This is a genomic window from Vibrio sp. Isolate24 (assembly GCF_022398215.1).
GTDB lineage: Bacteria > Pseudomonadota > Gammaproteobacteria > Enterobacterales > Vibrionaceae > Vibrio > Vibrio coralliilyticus_A.
Genome location: NZ_JAKEUU010000005.1, coordinates 57,120 through 81,755, shown reverse-complemented (window position 1 = coordinate 81,755; position 24,636 = coordinate 57,120). Strand labels below are relative to the sequence as shown.

Below are 24,636 nucleotides of genomic sequence, written 5' to 3'. Positions count from 1 at the left end.
TTAGCTATTCACTGGGGTTGAAACATTTCAGTTAAAACCAGAGTCACTCCCAGCAGGAATAATTATTTCTGGATAATTAATCGATTAGCGAATAAATATCCTATTTTTTAATTTCCTGGTCGGCAAAGTGGATTTTGATTTTTATCACAATTACCCACTGACTATTCACCTACTATCTCGTCACTTTCATCCAACAACATTAACCCTGCCAAAGATACAAAGATATCTATGGACAACCTAAAAGGATAGAAATTGACATGACTGGCGGTATTATTAAAGTTTCCAAAAACACCGAGCGTGCACCCATCAATGCACATTCTTCACAAACCGTGGCCTTTTCTCACTACAACAACTTATCGGCCCAATTACCCATCATTCCAGAAACTGGGGACGTTGTTACAGGTAGCATCAAAGAGCAGGCGAAGCAGTGTCTTGAAAACATTAAAGCCATCGTTGAAAGTATCGATCACAGTATGGAAGATGTGGTCAAAATCAACATATTCCTCAAAAGCATGGACGACCTAGACGTTGTCAATGAAGTTTACGCCAGTTACTTTAAGCAATCACTGCCAGCTCGTACGGCACTGGCTGTTTCAGACTTGCCCTTGAGTGATGCCCTTATTCAGATGGACGCCCTCATTTCAAACGGAGAAGGTACCGCTCCGCAAGCCCCATGCGACCTTGTTAAGTTATCAAGAAACACCGAAGTCGCTCCACTGAGTCCTTATTCGACTCATACCGTGGCCTTTTCTCATTACAATAACCTGTCAGCCCAATTACCTGTCGATCCAACAACAGGCAGCTTAGTGTCTGGAGGAATAAAGCCGCAGGCACAGCAATGTTTGAAGAACCTAAAAGCCGTAATGGAAAACATCGATGTGCCGTTTGATGATATCGTCAATGTTCGAGTCTATCTGACCAACTTGGCCGATCTCGACGCCATCGATGACGTTTACACAACCTTCTTCCCTGACTCAGCGATTGCCCGTAGTGTGGCTTATATGCCAGCCAGAACCATTGTTTCTGCAACTTCTTTACCAATGGGGGCTCTGGTTCAGATGGATGTGGTGGTTTCCCATGGAGACGGCACCCCACCGCAAGAAATTGAAGACAGACATGGTATTGTCATTCGAGCACACAATACTGACGGCGCTCCTTTCAATGCACTACACACTCACACAGTGGCGTTTTCTCACTACAACCACATTGCGGCTCAGTTGCCTGTCAATCCTACAACAAACCAGTTGGTTGCGGGTGGTATTGAGGAACAAACACAGCAATGCTTGACCAACATTAAAGCCATTATTGAAAGTATTGATCATGTGATGGATGACATTGTAAAAGTAAATATTCAGTTACGTCACATCAAAGATCTGCACCTTATAGACGACATTTACTCGTCGTTTTTTGAAAGAGAGCTACCAGCAAGAACCGTCATTGGCGTTTCAGACATCGCGATGAATGCCGATGTGCAGATCGACGTCGTCGTTTCTAACGGAGAAGGGACGCCCCCTCGAAGTTAAACAATAAGATAAACGATGATTGGAAAGCCGACTGAGACCGTCGGCTTTCTTACGTTCGAGTCAATATTTCAGCTTAGAGTCCACCGTCAGAACAATCTTTCCTACAGCTTTGTATTGCTCAGAGCGTTTATGAGCGAGCTGAATGTCCTCAAGTGGATAAACCGTATCTATCGGGATAGTTAATTGATGCTCATTGAACAGAGCAAGTACCTTATTAAGATCATCAGCGTTGTTTTCAACCCACATTCTTGTGAACGTTGCACCATTGGTGCCAGCATCACTTTCAGAGAGTTCATCAAACGTTGAAACAATTCGGCCACCCGCCTTCACACAGGGCACCGTTCGATGAAGCAAATCCATACCCCCCTTAGCAACAAAGGCGATATCGTATCTCATCGAAGAGTGCCAATCCTTTTGTGCTTCGCTATACACTTCATCTGCCCCTAGGGACTTTACATATTCCAATTTAATGTCGGAGGCTGTCGCCACAACATGGGCGCCTGCTGCTTTTGCGATTTGTACAGCGAAAGATCCGACACCACCTGAAGCATTATGAATGAGAACAGTTTGTCCTTGCTTAATGCCAGCATAGGTATGCAAACCTTGCCATGCCGTCACAGAAGCCAATGGTAAAGCCGCGGCTTGGATGAAGCTCATCCGCTCAGGCTTTAGTACGACCAAATCCGCGTTCACAGCGACGTATTCCGCATTAGTCCCCTGCTCAGCAATAGGCGTAAATGACAGCACTTTATCGCCCAGCTCCAAGCCATCAACCTCTGCCCCAACCTGCGCAACCACCCCAGAACAATCCCAACCTAGAATCAGTGGAAGGGTGTGAGCACCAGAGTCTGCCATCATGCCGTTACGTATATGAAAATCCACAGGGTTGACTCCAGAAGCCGCGACTTTTATCAATACCTGATTCGCTGAAATTTCTGGTTGCTCCAACTGACCAATGTTGAGTTTTACCGCGTCTCCATATTGTTTGATGAATGCTGCTTTCATAACTTTTTTCCTTATCTGTGATGAGTACAGCTTCAGTATTCAACGAATAAGCTATTTCTTCTAATTGATAGTTGATATAAAAGTTATTCCAATTAGGAATGAATTGTATGGCCAAAATTGATTTAAATCTGATTGTCATTTTTGATGCAATCATGCGCGAGCAGTCTATCACTATTGCAGCAGAGCAATTAGCGATGACCCAACCTTCAGTGTCTAAAGCGGTATCACGAATGCGTTATGCATGGAAAGATCCTCTGTTTGTCAAACATGGACGAGGAGTCACCCCTACCCCTTATGCAAGGCAGCTATGGCGAGATGTCGCCGACCCTCTCAGTAAGATAAGTCATACCATCTCTCCCCCTAAGTTCGATCCGATGACTTCTTCAACTCAGCTTAGGGTCGCGTTAACCGATGGTATCAGCTGTCTTTTCTGGCCACGGTTACGTACGATTATTGAAGATAGAGCGCAAGCGATTGATCTGTATGCAGTTCCATTTAAGGGGGATGGACAAAAGCTATTACTGGAAGCTGAGGTGGATCTGGTGCTGGATTACTACCCAACAGCGCATGAGCAAATTTCAGTTCGCCACTTATATGACAATCACTTCACCTGCGTAATGCGCCCCGATCACCTACTGGCTGATGAAACACTCTCTCTGGATACGTTTTGCGGCGCTGATCATTTATTGGTCTCACTCTCCGGTGACCCAAGCGGCGCGGTAGACAGCTGCTTGGCACTCAAAGGACGACACCGACGCGTCGCCATGACCGTCAATAGCTTTTCATCAGCTATGGACTTACTGGAAGAGTCCAACCTCATAAGCGTTATGCCTTTCACTGTGGCCAGCAAAGCAATACAGACAGGACGACTGATTCAAAAGCCGATTCCTATCTCCGTTCCTTCCCCCACAATTTCCATTGCTTGGCACCGAAGACATCAGCATAACCAAGCGTTGAAATGGCTAGTCAAAGAGATCGAAACGATTGTTGCAGCAGAACCTAACGTGTTTTCAAATCAAGGAGAGCTACATAAAGCCTGAGCGCCTACTTTCACTTCAGACATTAATTAAGAAGAAAAGGGGAAACGCCATGCGTATCCCCTTTTTTATTATCGTTCGCCCAGCACTTCGAATTCATCGTAAGTTAAGCGAGCTTTACCATCTTCCTGCAATGTCCACACTTCTTTATGTACCACACCGAATGCTTTGTTCATCGTCCACTTTGACGACAAGATATAGTTATTGTCATCGACTTTTTCCCATGTCGTATCTGTGTAAGATACATCGCTAAAGCCTTGGTCAATGATGTTTTGCCAAAACGCCTGAATTTGCTCGCGACCTTCAAACGCACCAAATGGCTTGGCGATCATGGTTGTGCCTTCGGCGTATTGCTCTGCACACCCTTTTGCATCCTGACGGTTAAATGCTGCTTTCCACGCTTCGATACCTGCCTGACACGCTTCTAATACTGATTGACTCATTGTGTTTCTCCTTCTTATCTGATGGGGAGAAGTTTAGGTCTAGGATTAACCAAGAAAAACAGATAAATTAGAAATCACTGTTTGGATAAAGAGAACAATAATGAATAAACACAAACAAATGATGATCTTCAAAGCGATAGTCGAGGCAGGCTCGATTTCGAAGGCTGCTGACAAATTGGAGTTGTCGAAATCAGTCCTGAGTACTCACCTTAAACAGCTGGAGAGTGAGCTCGCGACCGATCTGTTAAAGCGCACCACTCGTAAGCAGTCACTCACTCCTACGGGCGAAAGGTTCTATCAACATTGCATCACAATCAACGACGTTATGTCGACAGCGTGGGATGACATTCGTCAATTACAAAAAGAGCCCAGCGGCAAGCTATCTATCACCGCCCCCATTGCATTAATGGAGAGTATTGTCGTCCCGGCATTGAGTGATGCTTTTGCTCCTTTTCCCAATGTATCGCTAAACTTAGTCGCAGAAGACAAGCAGTTGGACTTAATGCAACACGACATTGATTTAGCCATTCGAGTTGGCGAGTCACCAGACAGCAATGTAAAACAAAAGCGCATTGGTCAATTTCGCGACGTACTATGCCAATCAGTAAATAGTGGTCAAGCGCCTGAAACTGCCAAGTACATCGCTAACCACTGGCAGCCCAAAACCATCACACACCGTTTTTACGATACCCAAGGCGTCCGTTCTGCTGAGCTTAAATATATTACCCATCATAAGGTCAACACGGTCAGTCAGGTGGCTAGCCTGATTCAGCGAAATATGGGGGTTGGTTTGCTTCCTGATTTTATGCTCAGTCAATATCCGGACGTGCAACCCTGCTTTAAACAAAAGCAGCTGATGCACAATAATGTCTACGCTCTTCACCCTTATTCTAAATCCCCACCCACATCGGTCATTCGAGCCATAGAAGCGATCGAAAAAAGACTGAAATCCGTGACGGTTTTTTGAACAAGCGTTTAACCAAGATCAAGCTTCATGATTATTTCACCTATTGTTCAAACTCTGTGTCCTACAATTTTAAAACGCGTCAGCAAACTAGATAAGGAGGACAGCATGATTTCAACATTTAGGGATTACGAATTACAAGACAAAAACCATTTCCATGCTCATATAGAGGTCAACCCAACAGGGTTATTAGATGTTGATATTATTGAAAAAAATGAGCATCACCAAACGGAACTCTGTGATATTAGTTTTGAGAAACTTAACGGTAAGACACGTATTAAAGGAAAAGAAGCACAACACCAATGGCAACTGGATTTGGATGATAGAGATGCAACTGAGTTGCACCATCTGATTTCTGAAGCTAATGAAGAATATGAGATTTTAATGCGTGATTTGTAAAGCTTATTAGTCAGGGAAAGTGCTATTTGCTGGCGCACTTTTCCTGATGTTTTTGCTCATCCAATCATCTCGAGTAATGCCTCAATCGAGATATTTTTAGCGGATTTGGCCGACCACAACGCCGATTTTCTTACTGCTAAGAGTCGCTCACCAAGTGTCTAAATCATTCAATGGCGATGCTCGCTACTTTTCCCATCCAAATCGCGCAAAACGGATCAATGACCCGTTTTTTATCGGTTATAGCTAAGGTGTAGTAGGTACTGGCGTCGCAGACTGCACTACAAACTCGTGTCCATCAAGCAAGCCTTTACCTTTCTTCAATTCATTCAAGCGCGCATTGACCACACCATCTTTACTGGTGAAATCAATCTTATAACTATCAACGTATTCCTGAACATATTTACTCGATAGGGACTTCAGCTTGTCTATATAGACCACAGCCTTATCAAAATCCCCTTGCGATATCACTTCCAGTTTAGGCGTCAGAAGTTGGACAAACTTATAGGGGTGGCCGACAAAGCCACTCCCCATCACCAGAGCCGCGATAATTGGCGTCGTGATCACCGCACTTTGGAACCATTCAGAGAACATCTTATGGTCATTCACTAAGCTGCCTTTAGCGGTACGATTGTTCCACTCTTTCTTAGCACGTTTAACAACTTTCGCGAGAAGGCTACGTTGAACAAAGAAGTCCACCAGTTTGATAATACGCTCAAGAATACTGGTGATTAAGCTGATCAATGAACCAACCCCTGCTGCCGCATCACCAGCGGCTTGCAAGCCAATGCCTGCCACACCCATAGTAAAATCTTTAATGCCACCCAGTGCGCCTTTCGCAGAATGGCGAGCCAGAGCGTTCGAGATAATGCTTGGGTGTCCACCCAGTAAGTCGACACCACGACCACGATAGATTTGTGAAATCAGATCTTTGGATTTTAATACCGACTTTTTCGCTGCAGAATAGAGCCCAGAAGCACTTTGCACATAGCCCCACCCAGGAATAATATTTGAGAAGGTCCCGGCAAATTCACTAGTCAGCCAAGTGCCAACTTCAGCTAACCACTCGACACCGTGCAACAAGTCGCCATAAATGTTCTTCACTTTATCAAGCAAAGAACGAAAAAAATCAGAAAACAGCTGTATCAACTTCGTTTTTATCGCAGATGTAACTTCACCAACTTTCTCCGCCGCCTTAGAAGCTTTCTTAGCTATTTTGCTGTTTTTCAGCTTGGTCATCGCATCGGTTTTATTAAGCAGACCCATTGCTGCACCTTTAAAATCAGCAAAGGGCTCAGTTCCAACCACAAAGGCCTCAAAAAAGTGCGCGTTCGAAATCTTCGCCACTTTAGTAATTTCAGTGTTAGCTAACATGTACATCGCCCCCATACGAGCATCTGCCATCTGTGCAACCTGAACACCTAATGCCGTATTAGTGGTTTTACCGAACATTTTGTCTTTAATCAGACGTTTTAATAGTTTTATCTGCATGCAAACCTCTGCCCAAACAGTAACGACACGTTAAATTCAATATCGAAAGTGATAATTACATAAACAAGACAAATAATAGCGAGTTTTATCAGTTATGTGGTCTGTTTTGCTACTTTAATTACAAAAAAGCATACGAAAATTAGGGATGCGTACAATATATCATCGCACAAGTAAAAGAAGCCCCGCAGGTCAGAGCATGACGTGCAGGACTAAGGCAGTATCAATGAGTGATTGAATCAGGTCGTTAAATGGGACCAGCGAGAGAACAGCTTTTCAGTGATCCGATCGAATTTTGGAGCCAACATATACAACATCAGGACAAATAGCACCGACCCCATAAGATCAACAGGTCGATGCATACCTAACCACAATCGGCTGTACGCCATACCAACTGCCCATACGCCTAATACCGTAGCCAGCGCGTAGCGTCGATTGTGGATAAATAACTGCCCAAAGAAAGCAAGGCAAATGGCAGCAAAGATGGTGTGACCCGATGGGAATGAATAGTCTTTCTCCCCCTGCCAATGACGTGTACGCCACGAACTCACACTGTGAGAAATGTCGTTTATCACATCTTGCTGTTGCACTGTGCTTAAATTATAGAAGTGGGATGGTTGTGGAATCAGCAGTTGATGAGTCAGAAGTTCAGTATAAGGTCGTGGACTTTCTGTCATTTGTTTAAGGCCGGTTTTGCACACAAACCCGATTAAGAGAATTAATCCAAGCTGAGCCATTTTACTCAACCACTCGATACGGTTCGGGAGCAACCGCCAAGAAATAGCGACCAAAACAAACAGAGTGATAATGGCGCCTTTTGAGCCTGCAGAGTCAGTCAAGAGGGTAAAGGTTAGCCCCAGTGGGTCCGATACGGTGCTCAGTAAATCAATATGGCTGGTCAATAAACTCATAGGCGCAATGAGCAAAAGAAAGGCGACTAAAAGGCCTGTACCATACTGTTTTTCGATAAGAAAATTCTTCACCGTGATATCCTGCACCGAATCTGTCAGATGCAGAATATTAGTCGACTCAAGGTGGAAAATTTATCAACTCCATGTCAATTTGATGAAAGATCGAACCGGCTTGCTCAAAGAGTCACAGTAAATCATTTTTATAGAAAATAACCAAAAAAACACACATTCACAAAAGCAATTTCACCCGTAAATTCAACTCAAAAAAACAGATATGGCAGTGATTAAATCACCTTATCTTGGCGAGAGACCTTCCACTAGTTGCTGCATGATTTTGACTACAGGCCTTTCTGTAACTCGCAATGAATTGGGGTCAACAGAGCTGAGTACAATCTGACAGTTCAACTATATCGTGTAACTTTCCAGTTATAGCATCACTTACTTAAATTTCATATATTTCAATATTTTAAATATAAAAAACACTTCTCTGCTATTGTTCACCGCTTCGATAACAAGCGATAACAGCTCCCAATACACAGGAACTGTCATACTCAATTATCATTAGTTTACTTTTAACCAATCGGATAGTTTGGTTGAGGCCTTAAATGGGTGCTCTAAAGTGATGGGGTCTGGTTCTTCTCCAACATTCTCAGTGTACGACAGCAAATCGACAGCATCCAATAAAGTGTCATCACCCAATTCTTTGGCATACGCCCAAGCTTGGCTCTCTGTCATGTGATGCCGAGATAAGTTTTTTGTTTTTGCATAGAGATCAGCTGCTTCTGATATTGTGAAATATTCCGGCCCAAGTAAGGTTAATCGCTTATTGTATAGCCTAGGTAGTTTATAACTCTGCACAACAGCTTGGGCGTAGTCCTCAGCGCTAATCCATCGGATGGGCTTCGTTGACTCACACATGGTAGTCACTGTCTCTTGATCAACTAATAAGTTTAGGGTCTCAAAAAACCAACTTGGCAGATATGCCATATATGGGATGCCGCTGTTTTTTAATAAGCTTTCTGCTTCTAGCTTTGCTTGTGTATCAACTCTGAAGCTGTTCTGTTCATACGCTGTCGCAGTTGAAATCATAGTTATCAATTGTATTGACGATTGATCAACGGCTCGGAGGATCTGCTTTGTTCCCTCAACATGATTCTGGAGATAAGACTCTGGGCTGCAACCACTAAGATTGATATGAACAGCTTCTACATACTTCAACGCAGCAGCTAGACTCTCGTCATCGAATAAGTCTGCTTCGACAAACTCAAACTGCGAGCCTTGAAATAACCCACGAGCTTTAGACTGGTTTCTTGAAATGACGCGAACAGTATAACCATCATTAGCAAATGCTTTCACTACAGGTGAACCAAGCATTCCGGTAGCGCCGATCACAGCAATGGTCTTGAACATAATATACTCCTTATAAATGAAGCATTCATCATAAGCGCCATTGATTAAGATTATTAGTAGGATAAAATGATTACCTGCTTACCAAAAATGGGATAACAATGGATCTTGAAGCTAGCTTATGGTTTTTAACTGTGGCTAAAACTGGCTCTTTTTCGAAAGCTGCTATCGAACTAAAGGTACCCACCAGCACCGTAAGTCGACGTATTGCTAATCTAGAAAGCCAGTTAGGGACTACGTTATTGGTTAGAAATACTCGAAATATGCAATTAACCCAATCAGGAATAGAATATTTAGCTCTAACCAAACAGCTCGAAATAAGTTATCAATCATTAAAAGATTGGCAAGACACTCAATCACAGGTATCTGGTACGTTACGTATCACCGCCCCATTACAATTTGTTGATTGGCCTCTCAGCGACTGGGCCATCGAGTTTAAATCCATCTATCCAACACTCAACATCGAACTGGTTGGCAGTAATGAAAACCTTGATTTCTTCGAAGATAGAATTGATATTGCATTTCGTCAGGGGCCCTTATTAGATTCCGATCTGAAACAAAGACGCTTGTTTGAATTGCAATACGGTATATATGCATCACCTAACTGGTTAAAAAAACAAGATGGTATCCAAGATTTGGAGTGGCTGCAGGGACATGAAGTAGTAAATATTGGAGTTAAAGGAAAAGGTTTGCCATGGCTCGTTCAGCAAGATAACAAACCGCTCACAATTTTTCCGAACTCTGGCTTGTTACTAGAATCTCCGCAGCAGGTAGTGCGAGCCGCAAAAGCAGGTTTAGGTATGATATATGTTCCGTATTTTGATGCCCATTCAGCAGTAAGAAAAGGTGAAATTGTGCCCGTGTGTAAAGCACTGTGGCCTAATTGGCTCAGCTTCTACCTTGTATTCCATGAGTCGAGAACGAAATCAAAAAAGCTGTCGATGTTTATCGAGTTTATCTTCACCAAACAGAAAGAACTGCTAAAACTCCCAGGTATTCGTGAGCCGATGTAACAAAGTCAGTTTGATTAGATTGTTCTAAACTCAGTCTGGACAAAACTAACCCAAATAAAATATTCGTAACTAAATACTGCGATTCGAAAAGTAACGCGTAGGTGACTCACCATAAACCCTGCGAAACATAGCGATAAAGTTACTGGGCGTTGAATAACCTAAAGCATAGGCGACTTCTCCTACCGATACTCCTCGTGCCATCATTTCTAGCGAATGAATTAGTAATATCTGCTGCCGCCATTCACTAAAGCTAATGTTTAACTCACTTCGAATCAAGCGTCTTAGTGTTCGAGATGAAACCGCTCCTATGCTTGCCCAATACTCAATAGAGTGTTTGCTGTTTGGATCAATTAGAATCGCTTGAGTGATCTTTTGTAGCCTTGGATCTTTGGGCAATGGAAAATAAAGTGATTCGTGGGGGCTATTGCCAACTTCGTCAGAAATCACCGAAAGAATGCGCGTACACTTGGATGATAGATCCTCTGTTTTGCTCCATGTCGATACTCTAATCGACAAGACTTTTAAGACATCACTCATTTCGATCACGCAAGGCCTAATTGGAAACTGGCCACAGACTTCTGGCGTAAACAGTAATGAGCGACCTTTCAGAGAACCACAAAAATACACGCTATGCATAGCGTTTGGAGGTATCCAACCCGCGCGATGAGGCGGTAAGATCCAAGTTCCTTCATCGGTTTTAACCTGTATTAGCCCTTCATCTATACACAACAACTGACCACGATAATGCTTGTGCCAATTATGCGGCCGTTGCTCCAACTGATTGAAATCACTCCGTTCATGCTGCCATTCCTTAGCAATTAACGCAGCTCCATTTTGCCATTCACTGTAATCACAGTTTGGCATTTCTTTAGAGATGTTCAACTTTGTCCATTATTCATTATTTTATGTCCTTATAACGTTATCATGACATGATAGAGTTCGAGTAATCTTTTCGCATCGACCAGTTTTATCGAAGGCGGATCTATGATGAACGAATCTATCTTTATCTTTTATTACATCACAGCTGGATTAGGGGTTGGCTTTCTTGCCGGACTCGTTGGAGTTGGTGGAGGTGGTATGGCAGTACCTATTTTTGCGTTACTGTTTTCCATACAAGGTATAGCAGATTCTGAACTAATCCACCTAGCACTTGGGACATCGATGGCTTCGATGATCATTACAACATTGGGTAGTATGCGTGCTCACCACAAAAAAAAGAACGTTGACTTGAGCATGGTAATCAAAATGTTGGGCGGAGTTCTGATCGGCACATTTTGCGCGACCTTAATGGCATCGAATCTACAAAGCGTACACTTAGCAGGTTTTTTCAGCGTATTTATGCTGTATGTTGCTTATAAAATGTTTCGAAGCAAAGATCATAAAAACAATAAAAGTCCACATGGAAGCATCGGTAATATCACTGTCGGCTCAGTGATTGGTTTCATTTCTGCACTGGTCTCTATAAGCGGTGCCGGTCTAATAATCCCTTATCTTATCCAGCAAAACTTTGAGGTAAGACGTGCTATTGGTACATCTGCGGCAATAGGCTTCCCAATCGCACTGTCTGGCAGTTTCGGGTACATGCTAAATGGCTGGGAAAATACAGATTTGAGCAACTTAATTTTAGGATATATATACCTTCCTGCAATGGTTTGCTTCTCCATCAGTAGTTACTTAACTACTAGCCTTGGCGTGCGATGTGCTGACTATTTTCCAAGTAATATACTCAAAAAGATCGTTGGTATTTTATGTGTTGTTCTGAGTTTCAAAATGTTGGTACAGACACTGAATTAGGGACATCCGAATATAGCCAATTATAGGTTTACAGATTGATGCGGGAATAAATCTTACCTTTTACTCATCCATTTTTTGCATACCTCAATTAACTGATTATCCGCATTGTACATAGATGCATACTGCATTTCTCAGCTGAAAGTTAAGACTGATCAGTTGAATTCGTATATCAAGGTTTAGCGTTAGCAATTTGAGTCCAAACCAATACAATAAAAAGAGCCAGTTTTTCATAAAACTGGCTCCTCGCTTGCTTAACTTCTCTCGGCGACTCTAAATAGATTCTTAGAGATTGGATGCATGCAGTAGTGAAAAATGGTAACCAGCTACACCTCACCGTGCCTTTATTAGGAAATGAACGAATACAAGTTACGCTGCTGCCACAGTCTTTACCATATGATACTGGAAAGGAGCATAGAAGTTCGCCAGTTTGGTCAACCAGCTCTCAAAATCTTTGCTAGGTACTTCAAACTCGCCAAAGTTCGGCTCAAAAATGTACACCGTATCATTGTCTGTTTTTAGGCTCCCTTGCTTTGGTGACAAGGAACGATAAAAGGCAATAGTGTGCGCACCATCAGCTCCAACAACGGTTCCAGGAAACCAGAAGGAGTAGATAAAACCTGCGTGTTGAGGTTTGGTCACGGCTTTCACAATATTTTTGATGTTAAAGTATGAATAGTCGTATAAAAGCGCCGTTTCTTTCAAACCGCGTAGTGAAATCATCATCCTATCGGCTACTTGGTAAGAAGATCCACCTTCAGACCAACGACTGGCAAACGTTTTTTGTAACACTGGGTTACCAGCCCCATCACGCACAGATAACCGCTTCATACGCTGATCCGCATTGCCTTTTTTCTCGAACATAAAACTCAGCCACTCGATACTGAAGTTATGACAAGCACCATGAGTTGCTGCTGCAGATGTCCCTTTCTTCGCCTTCATAACATCCACCTGCGAAAAATTAGCAACAATATTGTCCTTCATAGATCCTCTCCAACTTATTGTTAATAGCAATAATGCCTTTAATATTCATTCAGTTAAAAATAGCAACTAAGAGAGTAGTGACCTAATTATTTTTTAGAGTAAAAATTCAGTTTATTAGTTTGTGACCAAATTATCCGAGCCTTTATTTACGCTAGATGGCATCTAGGCCTTGTTGCCAAAACGCCACCTCCATTCTGGTCGCCGTTCTGAACACCTGAATCAGGCTCTGACCTCGTTGGCTATGCGGATTGATATCTTTTAAGAGCTGATTAAAATGCAAAGCGCTCTGCGCGACTCCATTTTGAAACGACTCACCACCATACAACTCAATCCAACTCGCATAAGGATTTCCTTCCAAAACGGTCTCCTTATTGTCTAACAAAGCACTTCCAATCACTGCATAGCCTATTGAACATGGCGCGAGCGCGGCATACAGTGCGACCAAATCCCCCATCATGCCCGTATCAAGCACATAACGCGTATAGGCGATAGTCGCCACATCTTCTGGTTCGTGTTCCAGATCTGATTCTGTCAGCCCCCACTGACCACAGTACGTCACATGATGATCTATTTCAGTTTCTAACAAGACTTGAACACTCGGTAATGCAAAGCGCATATCTTCCAATGTACGAGCTTTATAGATGGCTAAAGCATGAGCACGTACATACTGTTTAAGGAATAAGAAATCCTGCTTCAAGTAATGAAGAAAACAGTGTTGATCAAGAGTGCCGTGCGCCAGTTGCTGAACAAAATCGTGCTGCGTGTATGCCTGCCAGTCCGGCTGACAAGCTTCAATAAGATCCTGATAGTTCATTGTTTCGAATCCCCTTACTAAACATCGACTCTGCCGTTAACGAACATTGACATGCCCACAGAAAAAGTGATGGACTGGTCCATGTCCCTTGCCTACGTTGAGTTCATCAGCATGAGCGATGGCCTGGGAGATGTATTGTTTACCCAAATACACGGCTTTATGTAGTCTATTGCCTTGCGCAAGATAAGACGCAATCGCCGACGATAGAGTACAGCCTGTTCCATGAGTGTTTCGCGTTGGAAGTCGTTTGGCACTCAGAAGTTCACTCGTTTGCGCTAAGATCAGCAAATCATTGCTGTTGTCATCATTTTCTAAATGCCCTCCTTTCAGCAATACCGCTTTGGCACCCAAAGCACGTAATCCTTCGATCATATTGCCCATCTGATCTTCATTTTCCGGCACCGCACTATCGATCAAAGCCGCTCCTTCAGGAAGATTAGGGGTGATCAGATCCGCCATAGGGATAAGCTGTTCTTTTAATGTACTTATCGCAGATTGCTCCAGCAGAAGATCACCGCTAGTTGCAACCATCACAGGATCGACCACCAAATATGCAGGTTGATACTGCCTGATTTTGTCCGCAACGACCTTAATGATCCGCGCGTCAGCCAACATCCCGACTTTAACGGCAACCACATTGAGATCCGTAAACACAGCGTCAAGCTGACTTTCAATATGCTCCAGAGGAATCGGGTGAATTGCGCTTACGCCAAGCGTATTTTGTGAGGTGATAGCAGTGATAACTGAGCAGGCGTAACTGCCCGTTGCCGACATCGCTTTAATGTCGGCCTGAATACCAGCGCCGCCGCCGCTGTCTGAGCCTGCAATGGTTAATACAATCGGTGGGGTGTCTTGTGAATGTGGCATGATGGCTCCTATTACAAGACGTACAGGAACTCTCTGCCAAATATGAAGTGATCAGTACAAGATCGAATCATAGAAAGCGAGTACACCAAAGCCTGCATATTCAAACCTCGGTGCGAATAGTTCCCTACGTCAGTGCTAACTGAATCAGGTTCTACGGGTCTCGCAATGCGATCTCAGCCCTAAAGGCTCCCCGACTATTTACCGCTGATAATAACAGTAATTAAAAAGCGAATGCACTGTTAAATTTACAATAAGTGTGAATCGTCATTTAACCACTAATACGCCTAAAGAGTTGGATGGCTTACTTATAAGCACCCGCTGAGTAATGCAGCTCGTAGCTATGAGAGTAGATTTCAAGGATGTTACCGAATGGGTCTTCCATGTAGATCATGCGGTAAGGTTTCTCACCTGGGTAGTAATAGCGTGGCGCTTTCATACGCTTCTTACCACCTGCTGCAACAATCTTCTCTGCCAGCTCTTCCACATTTGGATCCTGCACACAGAAGTGGAAAATACCTGTTTTCCAATATTCGAAATTGTCTTGTGGGTTTTCCTGATTCCTAAACTCAAACAGCTCAACCCCGATACGATCACCCGTTGAAAGGTGAGCAATACGGAAATGCTCCCAACCGGCACCAAATACGTCAGTACACATTTCACCGATAGCAGAATCGTCTTCAACGATTTCGGTAGGTTCCATGATCAGGTACCAACCAAGTACTTCTGTATAAAATTTAACTGCTGCTTCTAAGTCAGGTACTGAAATACCGATATGAGAAAAATTGCGTGGATATGGAGTAGACATGTAGACCTCTTCTTTACTCATGCATTGGGAATTCTCCCGTTTCGTTGAGTCCATATTAGGTCACACTTAAATCAATTAAAAATTATCAATAATTCTTATTTTAATAATTTTTTGTTATTAAAATATTTTCAGAACTTCTTCGTTTCCAACTTTGTATGAAACTAATTTACTGTTCTATAGTAAGAAAACTCATAAGTAAAAAAGGAGAGTGCCAATGAGTCAAGAGGCTTTAATTTCTCGTCTTAACGAGTTACCAAGAATCCAGAAAGTACTGCAAGAACTGCTTGATATGGTGAATCAGGACGAGGTTGATTTTGGCGAGCTCTCGAGAAAGATCGCTACCGATCAGGTATTGAGTGCTCGATTACTTCGCATGGCGAACTCTGCCCATTTCGGTGGCAATAAAACGGTCTCTTCCGTTAACGAAGCTTTGCTTCGTGTTGGTACTGGTCCAGTAAGAACTCTGGTAGTGGCTTCCGTACTTTCTGGTGCGTTTCCTAAGCTCAAAACACTGGATATGGACCAATACTGGGAAGACACCTTCGAAGTTTCGGTCATTGCCAGCAAGATTGCCGACGAAACGGGCATGGATTCCAACGAAGTATTTACCACAGGTATTCTCCATAACATTGGAGAACTGATGATTCATACTTTAGTACCTGATGCTGCAGTCAAGATCCATGAACGTGCAGAGGCAGGAGAAGACGCGATTGCAGTCCAGGAAGAAGTACTGGATATTACTGCGCCAACATTGGGCGCTAAGTTGGCAAAGACTTGGAAGTTCCCAGAACCCATGGTGGATGCCATCGCGAATTATCATGATCCTAGAGATGCAGAACTGTCACCTAAAATGGCCACCACCCTGCACTTTGCTCGCTCGATCCACCGCGATTGGGATAAACTAGACAACGATGATGCAAAAGCACGCTATCTGGCTGAGCACCCTGACTCTCGCTTGCTGCATATTTCTGCAGCCTTCGCGCCAACTGTCGATAAATTCCGCGGCAACGGCCGAGATCTCGCGATTCAGCTCAATGCAGCCTAATGTCAAATGGCGAGGTCACAAGCCTCGCCATTTTACTCAGACTATCCAAACATCACGTTATCACATAGACTATCAAAAATAATTTTTTGTTATTAAAAGATGACTATGCTGAATCCATTGTGGCTGAAAACCTTTCAAACGTTAATCGATACCGGCCACTTTACAAAAACTGCAGAAAAGCTATTTATGGCGTCAGCCAGCACATAAAAAAGCTAGAGCAAGCATGCGGTCATGCTCTCATCGCCAGACATAACAAAGCATTTGAAATTACAGAAGCCGGGCAATCTGTCTACCGCTATGCCCTAAAAATCGAACATCAACAGGCTGAACTTCTCCATTCACTCAATATAGAAGACCCGTATTCGGGCAACGTTTCCCTTTCCTGTTCAGGAGCTCTTGCGCTACACCTCTATCCACACTTACTTAATTTACAATGTAAACACCCAAACCTAGTACCAAGGATAGAGGCAGCTCCACATTATAAAATTTTGGCCGATGTACTATCTGGAGAAAGTGATATTGGGATAGTAACGCATATACCTTCCGATTCTCGCTTCGAAGCAGAGACATTAGGAGTCGAACCTCTTTGTCTGATGCTACCTGCCAGTATATCATCAAAGAAGTTAACCGCTGATGCTTTGAAATCGATTGGTTTGATTCAGCACCCCGACGCTATCCATTACCTCTCACTGTATTTCGCCGGATGTGGGGAGCCGTGCTTGGAGAATATCAACATTGATGACATTCCCGTCACTGGGTATATCAATCAGTTGAATCAGATATTGTTACCAGTTGCCAATGGACTGGGATTTACCGTTTTGCCGAAAAGTGCACTCGATTCATTTTCAGGCAAAGACGATATTGCTATTTATCAGTCACAGAGTGAGGTTGTAGAAACTTTGTTTTGTCTGACTAAAAAACACCGCCAGTTACCGCAGCGTTTTACGACCATAATGAAAGAGATCTCTTCTCACTTTCATCGCAATTAACCAACGGTCACTTCAGTCGCTAGCTCTTCAATCACTGCCCCGCCCTCTACACCAATCAATGTGAGGCTAATAGTAATGGGATCACCAGACTCCGAATATAGTGAGAAGCTTTCAATCTTACGCTCACCATGCTGAAGAAACTGCATTTTGATGTTATAAACCGAATAATCCCAGAACCCATCTTTATCAATGCTTAAAGAACCTAGCGTTCCCTTTGCTGCAACGATACTATTGGGGTCAAATCGCGTCTGGCGTCGGTGGCTGCCTGAAATAAGAAGTCGTCCAGAATCTATCAATAATGGTGACAATTCCCATTCTATATCCTTGCTTGTCTCCTTACTGAGCATTTGACTTGCTCTTTCTCTTATTCCTTCAGTATGGCTTCGCAATAGTGAAATCGGCGTAGAACGTAATAAACGTAGACTTGCAGAAGGATTGACATCGGTAGACAAAGCGTAGGTTTCTGTACGATTAACAGCGCTTTCAGGATGGTGTGAGTTGATTGAGTGAGCCATAACCTTCTCCTATTTCCTCTAATTGCACTTGTCAAAAACGAACACATTTTTTATCAAGTGAGGTACAGTCACTAATGCAAGCTGTGCGCCAAAAAGATCGAAAAATAAATACGCACAAAAGTGCATATAATTCATTATGATAGAAATGAGAAAAAGACAACCGCATATAGATTTTCAATATGAGAAGCAAAACACAACAAGCTTCAGGCTCTATTTTCAATTTGCCAATAGGACATTTAATCATTCTATTCACCACACAGTGACTTAACTCAGACGTGATAAATAGGGCAGAATTGAATCGATAGAGACAAAAAAGGAGCCGTTATACAAGCGGCTCCTTTCTTCTACCCAATACCAATGCAATTTATGCTTCTAATACATCTTTTCCCGCGGCTTCTGCAAGGAGAAGCTGATCCGTTTCATCTAGCTGCATACCCAAAAACGGCAAACCGTGCTGGCATATCCAGCAGGCAAAGAAAACAATGATACCCAGAGCCACTAAACTCAAAACGATCATAGCCAAACCTCCTCCTTGGTTATCAACACATGTACCGATAACTCAGGTGCAGCTTCGAAAAGCTTGGACAGCTATAAGGCCTTTGTAAATACTTTATTCTTTGGCGTTTTCGATTCACTCTCAGCGGCATTTCACTGAGCCTTGTGTCTCGTATTCGTTCAGTTTTTCGTATTAACTCTGAGAGCTTACTCGGGTCTCTACACCTTTAAATTATGTGGGCACTCTTTCACTATAGTTATACCGTATACTCGGAGCAACTACATTTAGTGGTTAACAGCCAAAGGATCACAATTTTTATGCTTACTTACGCATATTTATCCCACTTGGTATTCTTAGAGGATCAAAAAAGGGGCAAACAGCCCCTTGAGTAGTGCAAATATCCCCAATGGGAATGTTTAATTTTATGCGCCGATCACGCCACCATCTTCACGAGTGATCGCAACAATGGTTGAACGTGGTTTGCTATTACCACCCGCTGGGAAGTGCGAAGGTGCCCCTTTCTCACCCGGGTGCTGAACACCGACAAACATCGTCTTGTAGTCTTCGGAGAAAGTCAAACCAGTGATTTCACAAGCGACAGGCCCCGTTAAGAAGCGACGCACCTCACCAGTCATTGGATCACCACACATCATCTGGTTGTTCCCTTGACCTGCAAAGTCTCCCTTGTTTGAGTAGTCACCATCGGTTTGGATCCACAAACGACCCGCCTTATCAAAACCAATACCATCAGGGCTGTTGAACATATTATTTTCATTGATGTTCTCACTACCTGCGTATAGGTTACCTTTATGCACAGTTGGGTTTCCTGCAATCAGATAAAGATCCCACTCGAACCCTTCACTGGTGTGGTCGCCATTCTGTGGCACCCAGCGAACAATCTGCCCGTAATGGTTTTCTTTACGTGGGTTTGGACCACCCACAGGTTGACCTTCCTTGACGCCACGGTTTTTATTGTTGGTCAACGTGCAGAAAACATGTTGGTTGTCTGGATGCACCGCAACCCACTCTGGACGATCCATAGTAGTCGCCCCAACCTGAGTCGCTGCTCGACGGGCAAACGTCACGACTTCCGCTTGGTCATGGAAACCGTTCTCTTTGGTCAAACCATTCTTACCATACGTCAGTTCTAGCCACTGACCTTTGCCTTTTAGCTCAGCATCATCCATCTCGAATTTAGCCACATACAGCGTGCCTTCTTCGAGTAGATTGCGGTTTGCTTTGTCATTGCCAGGCTGGTATTTGTTCTTCGAAACAAACTTGTAAAGGTGCTCACCACGCTCGTCGTCACCTAAATAGACGATTACATGCCCATCGTCATTGATAACCAGCGCCGCATTTTCGTGCTTAAATCGACCTAGAGCAGTACGTTTAAGCGGTGTTGATGTAGGATCATGCGGGTCAATTTCAACCACCCAGCCAAAACGATGAGGTTCATTCGGATGCTTGGCCAAGTCAAAACGCTCATCAGTGTCATGCCATTGATATTTGCTCTTCTCTGCAACAATGCCATAGCGTGCATGATCATCTGATAAGTCAGCATCACTGCTGGTACCAAAGTAGCCATTAAAGTTTTCTTCACAAGTCAGGTAAGTCCCCCAAGGAGTCTGGCCATTGGCACAGTTGTTGAACGTACCCAAAGGCTTCATACCAGTTGGATCAAGCTTAGTCTTCATCAAATCGTGACCTGCAGCTGGGCCTGTCAGCTGCATTTCTGTTACCGCTGTGATGCGACGATTGCGCTTACCATTTTTGTCCAGTTTCCATTCACCACCCGACTTGACGATTTCAAACACAGTCACGCCATGAGCTGCTTGTGCTTTCAATACATCATCTGCGGTCATCGCTTTGCCGCCATGATCAAATAAGTACTCATAATTGGTGTACTCATTATTGACTGCGATTACCGCACGATCTTTAGTGATCGGGAACAAGCTCATACCATCGGTATTATCACCAAACTGGCTGAGCTGAGCCTTAGAGTCTTGCTTACCGCTCGGATCGAATTCAGGCGCATCAGCAAATATCGGGTCACCCCAAGATAACAAAGGCGTTGCTTTATAGCCTTTTGGCACAATAATCGCATCGGATGTAGAGGCCGGAACAGCGTCAAAATTTAGTAACGTACTTTTCTTGTCTGCGGCGAATGCCTTAGTGATAGGGTTAAGTGACAGAAACGCGCCTGCACCTACTGCTGCGGTACCAGCCAAGAAACGGCGACGAGATAAGCCCGCCTCGATCATTTGGCTAAATTGAGAATCTTGCTCATCGCGATTCCACATTGCTGACTCCTTGCTCGAGTATGTTTTTTATTAATAGCGAGCGATAATAGACAGTAAAAATGACAATCTCGTTAAGGTATTGTTTCTATTAAATAAAGACGATATTACAGTTTAGTTCGAATTACATTGCACTCCCATGAAAGTGAACCTACCTTCACTTTTTACAAGTAAGACGTAATAGATATGCAAAAAAATGTGATCTAGAACCTAGCGTTATCTTGATTTGGTCGCTACATTAAATCTTGTTCATGAGGAACTTGATTCACATATGCTCAATGACGAGCAAGTCATTAAAAAGTGAGGGAATATCATGAAGAAAATGAGAAAAGCACAACTTCACCGTGTCAGAATCCAATATTGGAAAGACGCCAATAAAGACACAAACAAGAAGTAACCTGCATCCTTTCAACCTGCTCTAACAGGTATCAACGACTAAGCTGGCAATTCATTGCCAGCTTTTGAATTTCTCAACTATACAAGTCTATTTATCGTAAAATTTGTCTATCAACACATAGATCATGACATAAACATTACGAGATCAGCCTCAACAATCACCGCTCTTACCTATTGGATCATATGGCGTCTTAAGCAGCATTACGCACACACTATCTATGCTCACAGTTGGCAGTTCACATTTAGTATTCGACCCAATTACGCCACTAAAGGACTTGATGGATATAAATCCGCCAGTTGGCGTAATATACTTTGTGTTTCTTTGGAATAGAGGTGTTTATCTTTATACCCAGTCAGATGAATACAACGCACCTGAGAAGAAATGAGTACTTGGCGCAGGATTCGATTAACCATGGTCACTTCGAGAGTATGGCCTGTATCTAAGTGTGATGGCGGATAAAGACAATCAAGATCCAAGCAAATAATGAGATCATCACAATGGGAAAGAAAACTGGCAATTTGCTGCTTAACCTGAAACCGGTGACCGAAACTACACTCAGGGAGTGTTAACCAATCACATCCCAGATCTTCAGCGTATTCGCATACTTTATCGTTGTGGCTTTGTTCAACAATTCCCAAAAAGAACACTCGACATTGCGCATAGCGAGATAAAGCAAAGTGGTATACCGAGCCTCTTTGTACACCCAAGTCCGGATTAAGCTCAAAGTCTCGGCCAATATGGATAATCCCAAAACTCTTTTCGGTCGATTGAAGCAAAGGCAGTGAATAGAGTAGAGTCTCGCTATTGTTACTCAATACAACAGGTAAGCATTGGCTATCCATCACCTGACTTAACCATAATACATAATCATCCACGGCTCCTTGTAAATTGAAATGACCGCCATGTTGCCATGGATAACCACTTTCCTGACACATCCACTCAAACATCTCTTCTAAGTTTTGATCGGCCACTTCAAAGTCGATTTTTGACATGGGCTTAAGGTATTCACTGACACTGGCTAACGTTAAACACTGTGGAGCGATTAACGCAGGAATACTTTGATGACGACGAAATAGCCCAAACATACACAATTTACCTCTCTGGGGGCAAAGCCCTCGCTGCCTGTAGAACATGCAAAATAATTCTTTGCTGATTCTGTTGGACACGATGAGCAGGCGCCATTACGGACACCGCCCCCATCAGCTTAGAGCCTTTCATGACTGGTGCGCTAATACCGGATACACCAGCATCAATCTCTGATGTGCTGAGGGCATAACCTTGATGGCGAATTTGATCTAACTCCAATTGCCATTGCTCAAAGCGATGGTACTCACCAAAATGACGTAGAATCTTCTCGCATCTTGGTGCAGGCATATATGCAAGCATCACTTTGGACGATGCACCTTTAAGCAACGGCTGACTCTGCCCTTCCACATAACTGCATCGTAATGCTTGCATACTTTCCTTACGGCTAACACATAACGCGCGATAGCCAACTGGCACCATGTAAGCCGCCATTTCTTGAGTCTGTTTTTGTAAGCGATTCAATACTGAGTCGACCGAATCAAGGTTATGCTGCTTACTCTCGTAGCTCCTCATCAGCATCAATGCTGCCGGACCTATGATCAAGGTTTTGTCACTTGCACTTTCTTCAATCAAATTCCATTCTCTGAGCAATTTCAGATGACGATATAAACTGCTGATTGGCGTCCCCAGCTGCTCACTTAACACTTTCGCTGTGACTGGCTGTTCATTGACGGCGACCTGCATCAAAAGCTGGAGTACCTTCTCATTCACTTGCCCTGAGCTTTGCTTCATCGTGTTCACTTTCGGTTTTACCGCCTTATTGGATTGACGCGCAAATTATATTCTCACTTAATGAGGATTTATAAATAAATCAAACCTATCATTCTCATTTAATGGGAAACAGATCGCTGCTCAGGCTCTTTCAGCTCACTCATTGCTACACCAATGGATACAGTAAAGGAGCCAAATGGCTCCTTGAGTTCAAGATTTTAGCGATGCTCCTTGAGTTCGAATAACGTCCCGATACCAGAAAAAGCTTTTCTTGCGTTTACGCTCTAATGTGCCGCTACCATCATCATGGCGATCGACATAGATGTAACCGTAACGCTTACTCATTTGTGCAGTGGAGTTGGCAACCAAATCAATCGGCCCCCAACTGGTGAAGCCCATTAATTCCACCCCATCCAATACGGCTTCTCTGGCCTGAACTAAATGATCATTGAGATAGGCAATGCGATAATCATCCTCTATCTCACCATCGGCGTTGATTTCATCGCGCGCCCCAAGCCCATTTTCAACAATGAATAACGGCTTCTGATAGCGGTCATAAAGAAAGTTAAGCAAGATGCGTAGCCCTTTAGGATCAATCAGCCAACCCCACTGACTTTTCTCTAAATACGGATTTGGCACGCTGTCGACAATGTTACCGACCTCTTTCTGCTTGGGATCCGCACTAGCACAGCCACTCGCATAATAGCTGAATGAAATGAAGTCAACACTGGCGCTCGCCAGTTCCTCTACATCACCTGGCTGCATGTCAATCTCAATCCCTTTTTCACGGAAATAACGAAGCATGTAACCTGGGTAGCGACCACGAGTCTGGACATCACCAAAAAACAGCCATTTGTTATTTTCCTGCATCGCCGCGATGACATCGTCAGGATTGCAGGTGTACGGATAATTGATCGCGCCAAGCAGCATGTTGCCTATCTTGGCATCTGGAATAATCTCATGACACAATTTCACCGCTTTTGCATTAGCGACAAGCTGATGATGTATTGCCTGATAAATGGCCTGCTCACTGGCCTCTTCAGCCAATCCCACACCGGTAAACGGCGCGTGTAGGGACATGTTGATCTCATTAAACGTCAGCCACAGTTTAACCTTGTTCTGATAGCGCTCAAACACGCTACGAGCATAGCGTTCAAAGAACCCAATCAGCTTACGGCTTGCCCAACCATCATAGTTTTCTACCAACGCATAAGGCATCTCGTAATGAGACAAGGTGACAAAAGGCGTAATGTCATGTTTCGCTAGTTCGTCGAAGATACGATCGTAATACGCCAATCCCGCTTCATTAGGCTCTGATTCGTCACCATTCGGGAATATACGCGTCCAAGCTATGGACAAACGCAAACAGTTGAACCCCATTTCATTAAACAGAGCGATGTCTTCTGGGTAACGCTGGTAAAAATCTATCGCCAGATCTTTGATACCATCAGTGCGTTGCTGACGCGTCTGATGCGGACTGAGAATCCCATTGGGTAACATGTCAGACGTCGATAGCCCTTTGCCATCGAGGTCAAAACTGCCTTCCACCTGATTCGCCGCAATCGCGCCGCCCCACAGAAAATGCTTAGGAAAAGTTGTCATCATATTCTCTCACTTCGAGCCTGAACTGAGTGTAACTCACATTTTAGGAA

At 43.6% G+C, this 24,636-nt stretch carries 23 protein-coding genes, 1 pseudogene and 1 riboswitch; of the genes and pseudogenes, 8 read left to right on the top strand and 16 right to left on the bottom strand.

What is annotated here, in order from left to right; genetic code table 11:
- Positions 1-257: 257 nt before the first annotated feature.
- The gene (locus tag L1D23_RS17865) at positions 258-1,523 is read left to right on the top strand and encodes a RidA family protein (protein ID WP_239869389.1); all 1,266 of its coding nucleotides are present in this window, start codon (positions 258-260) and stop codon (positions 1,521-1,523) included.
- A 60-nt stretch (positions 1,524-1,583) separates the two neighbouring features.
- On the opposite strand, the gene L1D23_RS17860 is transcribed toward L1D23_RS17865, so the two are convergent.
- Entirely contained in the window at positions 1,584-2,528 is a 945-nt protein-coding gene (locus tag L1D23_RS17860) for an NADP-dependent oxidoreductase (RefSeq protein WP_239869379.1), read from the bottom strand.
- Between the two features lie 107 nt (positions 2,529-2,635).
- Between L1D23_RS17860 and L1D23_RS17855 the strand changes: the two genes are divergently transcribed.
- Positions 2,636-3,568: a LysR family transcriptional regulator gene (locus L1D23_RS17855; RefSeq protein ID WP_239869376.1), complete on the top strand. Its 933-nt coding sequence runs from the start codon at positions 2,636-2,638 to the stop codon at positions 3,566-3,568.
- A gap of 68 nt (positions 3,569-3,636) precedes the next feature.
- Here the strand turns inward: L1D23_RS17855 and L1D23_RS17850 are convergent, their stop codons facing one another.
- Positions 3,637-4,008, bottom strand: a complete 372-nt coding sequence (locus L1D23_RS17850) for a nuclear transport factor 2 family protein (protein WP_239869374.1) — start codon at positions 4,006-4,008, stop codon at positions 3,637-3,639.
- Positions 4,009-4,108: 100 nt separating this feature from the next.
- Here L1D23_RS17850 and L1D23_RS17845 point away from each other — a divergent pair, with 100 nt between their 5' ends.
- Both L1D23_RS17845 and L1D23_RS17840 read left to right on the top strand, forming a co-directional pair.
- Positions 4,109-4,975, top strand: a complete 867-nt coding sequence (locus L1D23_RS17845; protein WP_239869372.1) for a LysR family transcriptional regulator — start codon at positions 4,109-4,111, stop codon at positions 4,973-4,975.
- Positions 4,976-5,080: 105 nt separating this feature from the next.
- Positions 5,081-5,371, top strand: coding sequence for a hypothetical protein (locus L1D23_RS17840; RefSeq protein ID WP_239869360.1), 291 nt, complete (start codon positions 5,081-5,083; stop codon positions 5,369-5,371).
- Between the two features lie 243 nt (positions 5,372-5,614).
- On the opposite strand, the gene L1D23_RS17835 is transcribed toward L1D23_RS17840, so the two are convergent.
- The 3 genes from L1D23_RS17835 to L1D23_RS17825 all read right to left on the bottom strand — a co-directional run bounded on the left by L1D23_RS17835 (position 5,615) and on the right by L1D23_RS17825 (position 9,177).
- Entirely contained in the window at positions 5,615-6,859 is a 1,245-nt protein-coding gene (locus L1D23_RS17835) for a hypothetical protein (protein ID WP_239869351.1), read from the bottom strand.
- Positions 6,860-7,095: 236 nt separating this feature from the next.
- Positions 7,096-7,839, bottom strand: coding sequence for a phosphatase PAP2 family protein (locus L1D23_RS17830; RefSeq protein WP_239869349.1), 744 nt, complete (start codon positions 7,837-7,839; stop codon positions 7,096-7,098).
- Between the two features lie 489 nt (positions 7,840-8,328).
- Positions 8,329-9,177, bottom strand: coding sequence for an NAD(P)H-binding protein (locus L1D23_RS17825; protein ID WP_239835749.1), 849 nt, complete (start codon positions 9,175-9,177; stop codon positions 8,329-8,331).
- Positions 9,178-9,275: 98 nt separating this feature from the next.
- On the opposite strand from L1D23_RS17825, the gene L1D23_RS17820 reads away from it, so the two are divergent.
- On the top strand, positions 9,276-10,187 hold the full coding sequence (locus L1D23_RS17820) for a LysR family transcriptional regulator (protein WP_239869316.1): 912 nt from the start codon (positions 9,276-9,278) through the stop codon (positions 10,185-10,187).
- 69 nt (positions 10,188-10,256) lie between these two features.
- Here L1D23_RS17820 and L1D23_RS17815 read toward each other — a convergent pair whose 3' ends face one another.
- Positions 10,257-11,069 carry a helix-turn-helix transcriptional regulator gene (locus L1D23_RS17815; RefSeq protein ID WP_239869314.1) on the bottom strand — a complete coding sequence of 271 codons (813 nt, stop codon included), beginning with the start codon at positions 11,067-11,069 and terminating at the stop codon, positions 10,257-10,259.
- Positions 11,070-11,174: 105 nt separating this feature from the next.
- Between L1D23_RS17815 and L1D23_RS17810 the strand changes: the two genes are divergently transcribed.
- On the top strand, positions 11,175-11,981 hold the full coding sequence (locus L1D23_RS17810; RefSeq protein ID WP_239869640.1) for a sulfite exporter TauE/SafE family protein: 807 nt from the start codon (positions 11,175-11,177) through the stop codon (positions 11,979-11,981).
- A gap of 366 nt (positions 11,982-12,347) precedes the next feature.
- Here L1D23_RS17810 and L1D23_RS17805 read toward each other — a convergent pair whose 3' ends face one another.
- From L1D23_RS17805 to L1D23_RS17790, 4 genes are all read right to left on the bottom strand, one after another.
- Positions 12,348-12,962 (bottom strand): YopT-type cysteine protease domain-containing protein, encoded by a 615-nt coding sequence (locus tag L1D23_RS17805; RefSeq protein WP_239869312.1) that lies wholly within the window; start codon positions 12,960-12,962, stop codon positions 12,348-12,350.
- A gap of 151 nt (positions 12,963-13,113) precedes the next feature.
- Entirely contained in the window at positions 13,114-13,776 is a 663-nt protein-coding gene (gene tenA / locus L1D23_RS17800; RefSeq protein WP_239835745.1) for a thiaminase II, read from the bottom strand.
- A gap of 36 nt (positions 13,777-13,812) precedes the next feature.
- Positions 13,813-14,643 carry a bifunctional hydroxymethylpyrimidine kinase/phosphomethylpyrimidine kinase gene (gene thiD / locus L1D23_RS17795; protein WP_239869295.1) on the bottom strand — a complete coding sequence of 277 codons (831 nt, stop codon included), beginning with the start codon at positions 14,641-14,643 and terminating at the stop codon, positions 13,813-13,815.
- Positions 14,644-14,747: 104 nt separating this feature from the next.
- Positions 14,748-14,846: riboswitch (TPP riboswitch) on the bottom strand.
- Positions 14,847-14,944: 98 nt separating this feature from the next.
- On the bottom strand, positions 14,945-15,448 hold the full coding sequence (locus tag L1D23_RS17790) for a lactoylglutathione lyase family protein (protein WP_239869638.1): 504 nt from the start codon (positions 15,446-15,448) through the stop codon (positions 14,945-14,947).
- Positions 15,449-15,662: 214 nt separating this feature from the next.
- Here L1D23_RS17790 and L1D23_RS17785 point away from each other — a divergent pair, with 214 nt between their 5' ends.
- Positions 15,663-16,493, top strand: a complete 831-nt coding sequence (locus L1D23_RS17785; RefSeq protein ID WP_239869264.1) for an HDOD domain-containing protein — start codon at positions 15,663-15,665, stop codon at positions 16,491-16,493.
- Between the two features lie 105 nt (positions 16,494-16,598).
- Positions 16,599-17,482 (top strand): annotated as a pseudogene (locus tag L1D23_RS17780) (LysR family transcriptional regulator).
- On the opposite strand, the gene L1D23_RS17775 reads toward L1D23_RS17780, so the two are convergent.
- From L1D23_RS17775 to ascB, 6 genes are all read right to left on the bottom strand, one after another.
- Positions 17,479-17,997: a VCBS domain-containing protein gene (locus L1D23_RS17775; RefSeq protein WP_239869243.1), complete on the bottom strand. Its 519-nt coding sequence runs from the start codon at positions 17,995-17,997 to the stop codon at positions 17,479-17,481. The pseudogene L1D23_RS17780 and the gene L1D23_RS17775 sit on opposite strands and share 4 nt — an antisense overlap.
- 364 nt (positions 17,998-18,361) lie before the next feature.
- Positions 18,362-18,520: a hypothetical protein gene (locus L1D23_RS17770; RefSeq protein WP_239869667.1), complete on the bottom strand. Its 159-nt coding sequence runs from the start codon at positions 18,518-18,520 to the stop codon at positions 18,362-18,364.
- 395 nt (positions 18,521-18,915) lie between these two features.
- A complete protein-coding gene (locus L1D23_RS17765; protein WP_239869241.1) occupies positions 18,916-20,793 on the bottom strand; it encodes a PhoX family phosphatase in 1,878 nt (625 codons plus the stop codon).
- 651 nt (positions 20,794-21,444) lie between these two features.
- Positions 21,445-22,272, bottom strand: a complete 828-nt coding sequence (locus tag L1D23_RS17760) for an arginase (RefSeq protein WP_239869231.1) — start codon at positions 22,270-22,272, stop codon at positions 21,445-21,447.
- 7 nt (positions 22,273-22,279) lie between these two features.
- Positions 22,280-23,014 (bottom strand): IclR family transcriptional regulator, encoded by a 735-nt coding sequence (locus L1D23_RS17755; protein ID WP_239869222.1) that lies wholly within the window; start codon positions 23,012-23,014, stop codon positions 22,280-22,282.
- Positions 23,015-23,194: 180 nt separating this feature from the next.
- Positions 23,195-24,586: a 6-phospho-beta-glucosidase gene (gene ascB, locus L1D23_RS17750; RefSeq protein WP_239869636.1), complete on the bottom strand. Its 1,392-nt coding sequence runs from the start codon at positions 24,584-24,586 to the stop codon at positions 23,195-23,197.
- Positions 24,587-24,636 lie beyond the last annotated feature (50 nt).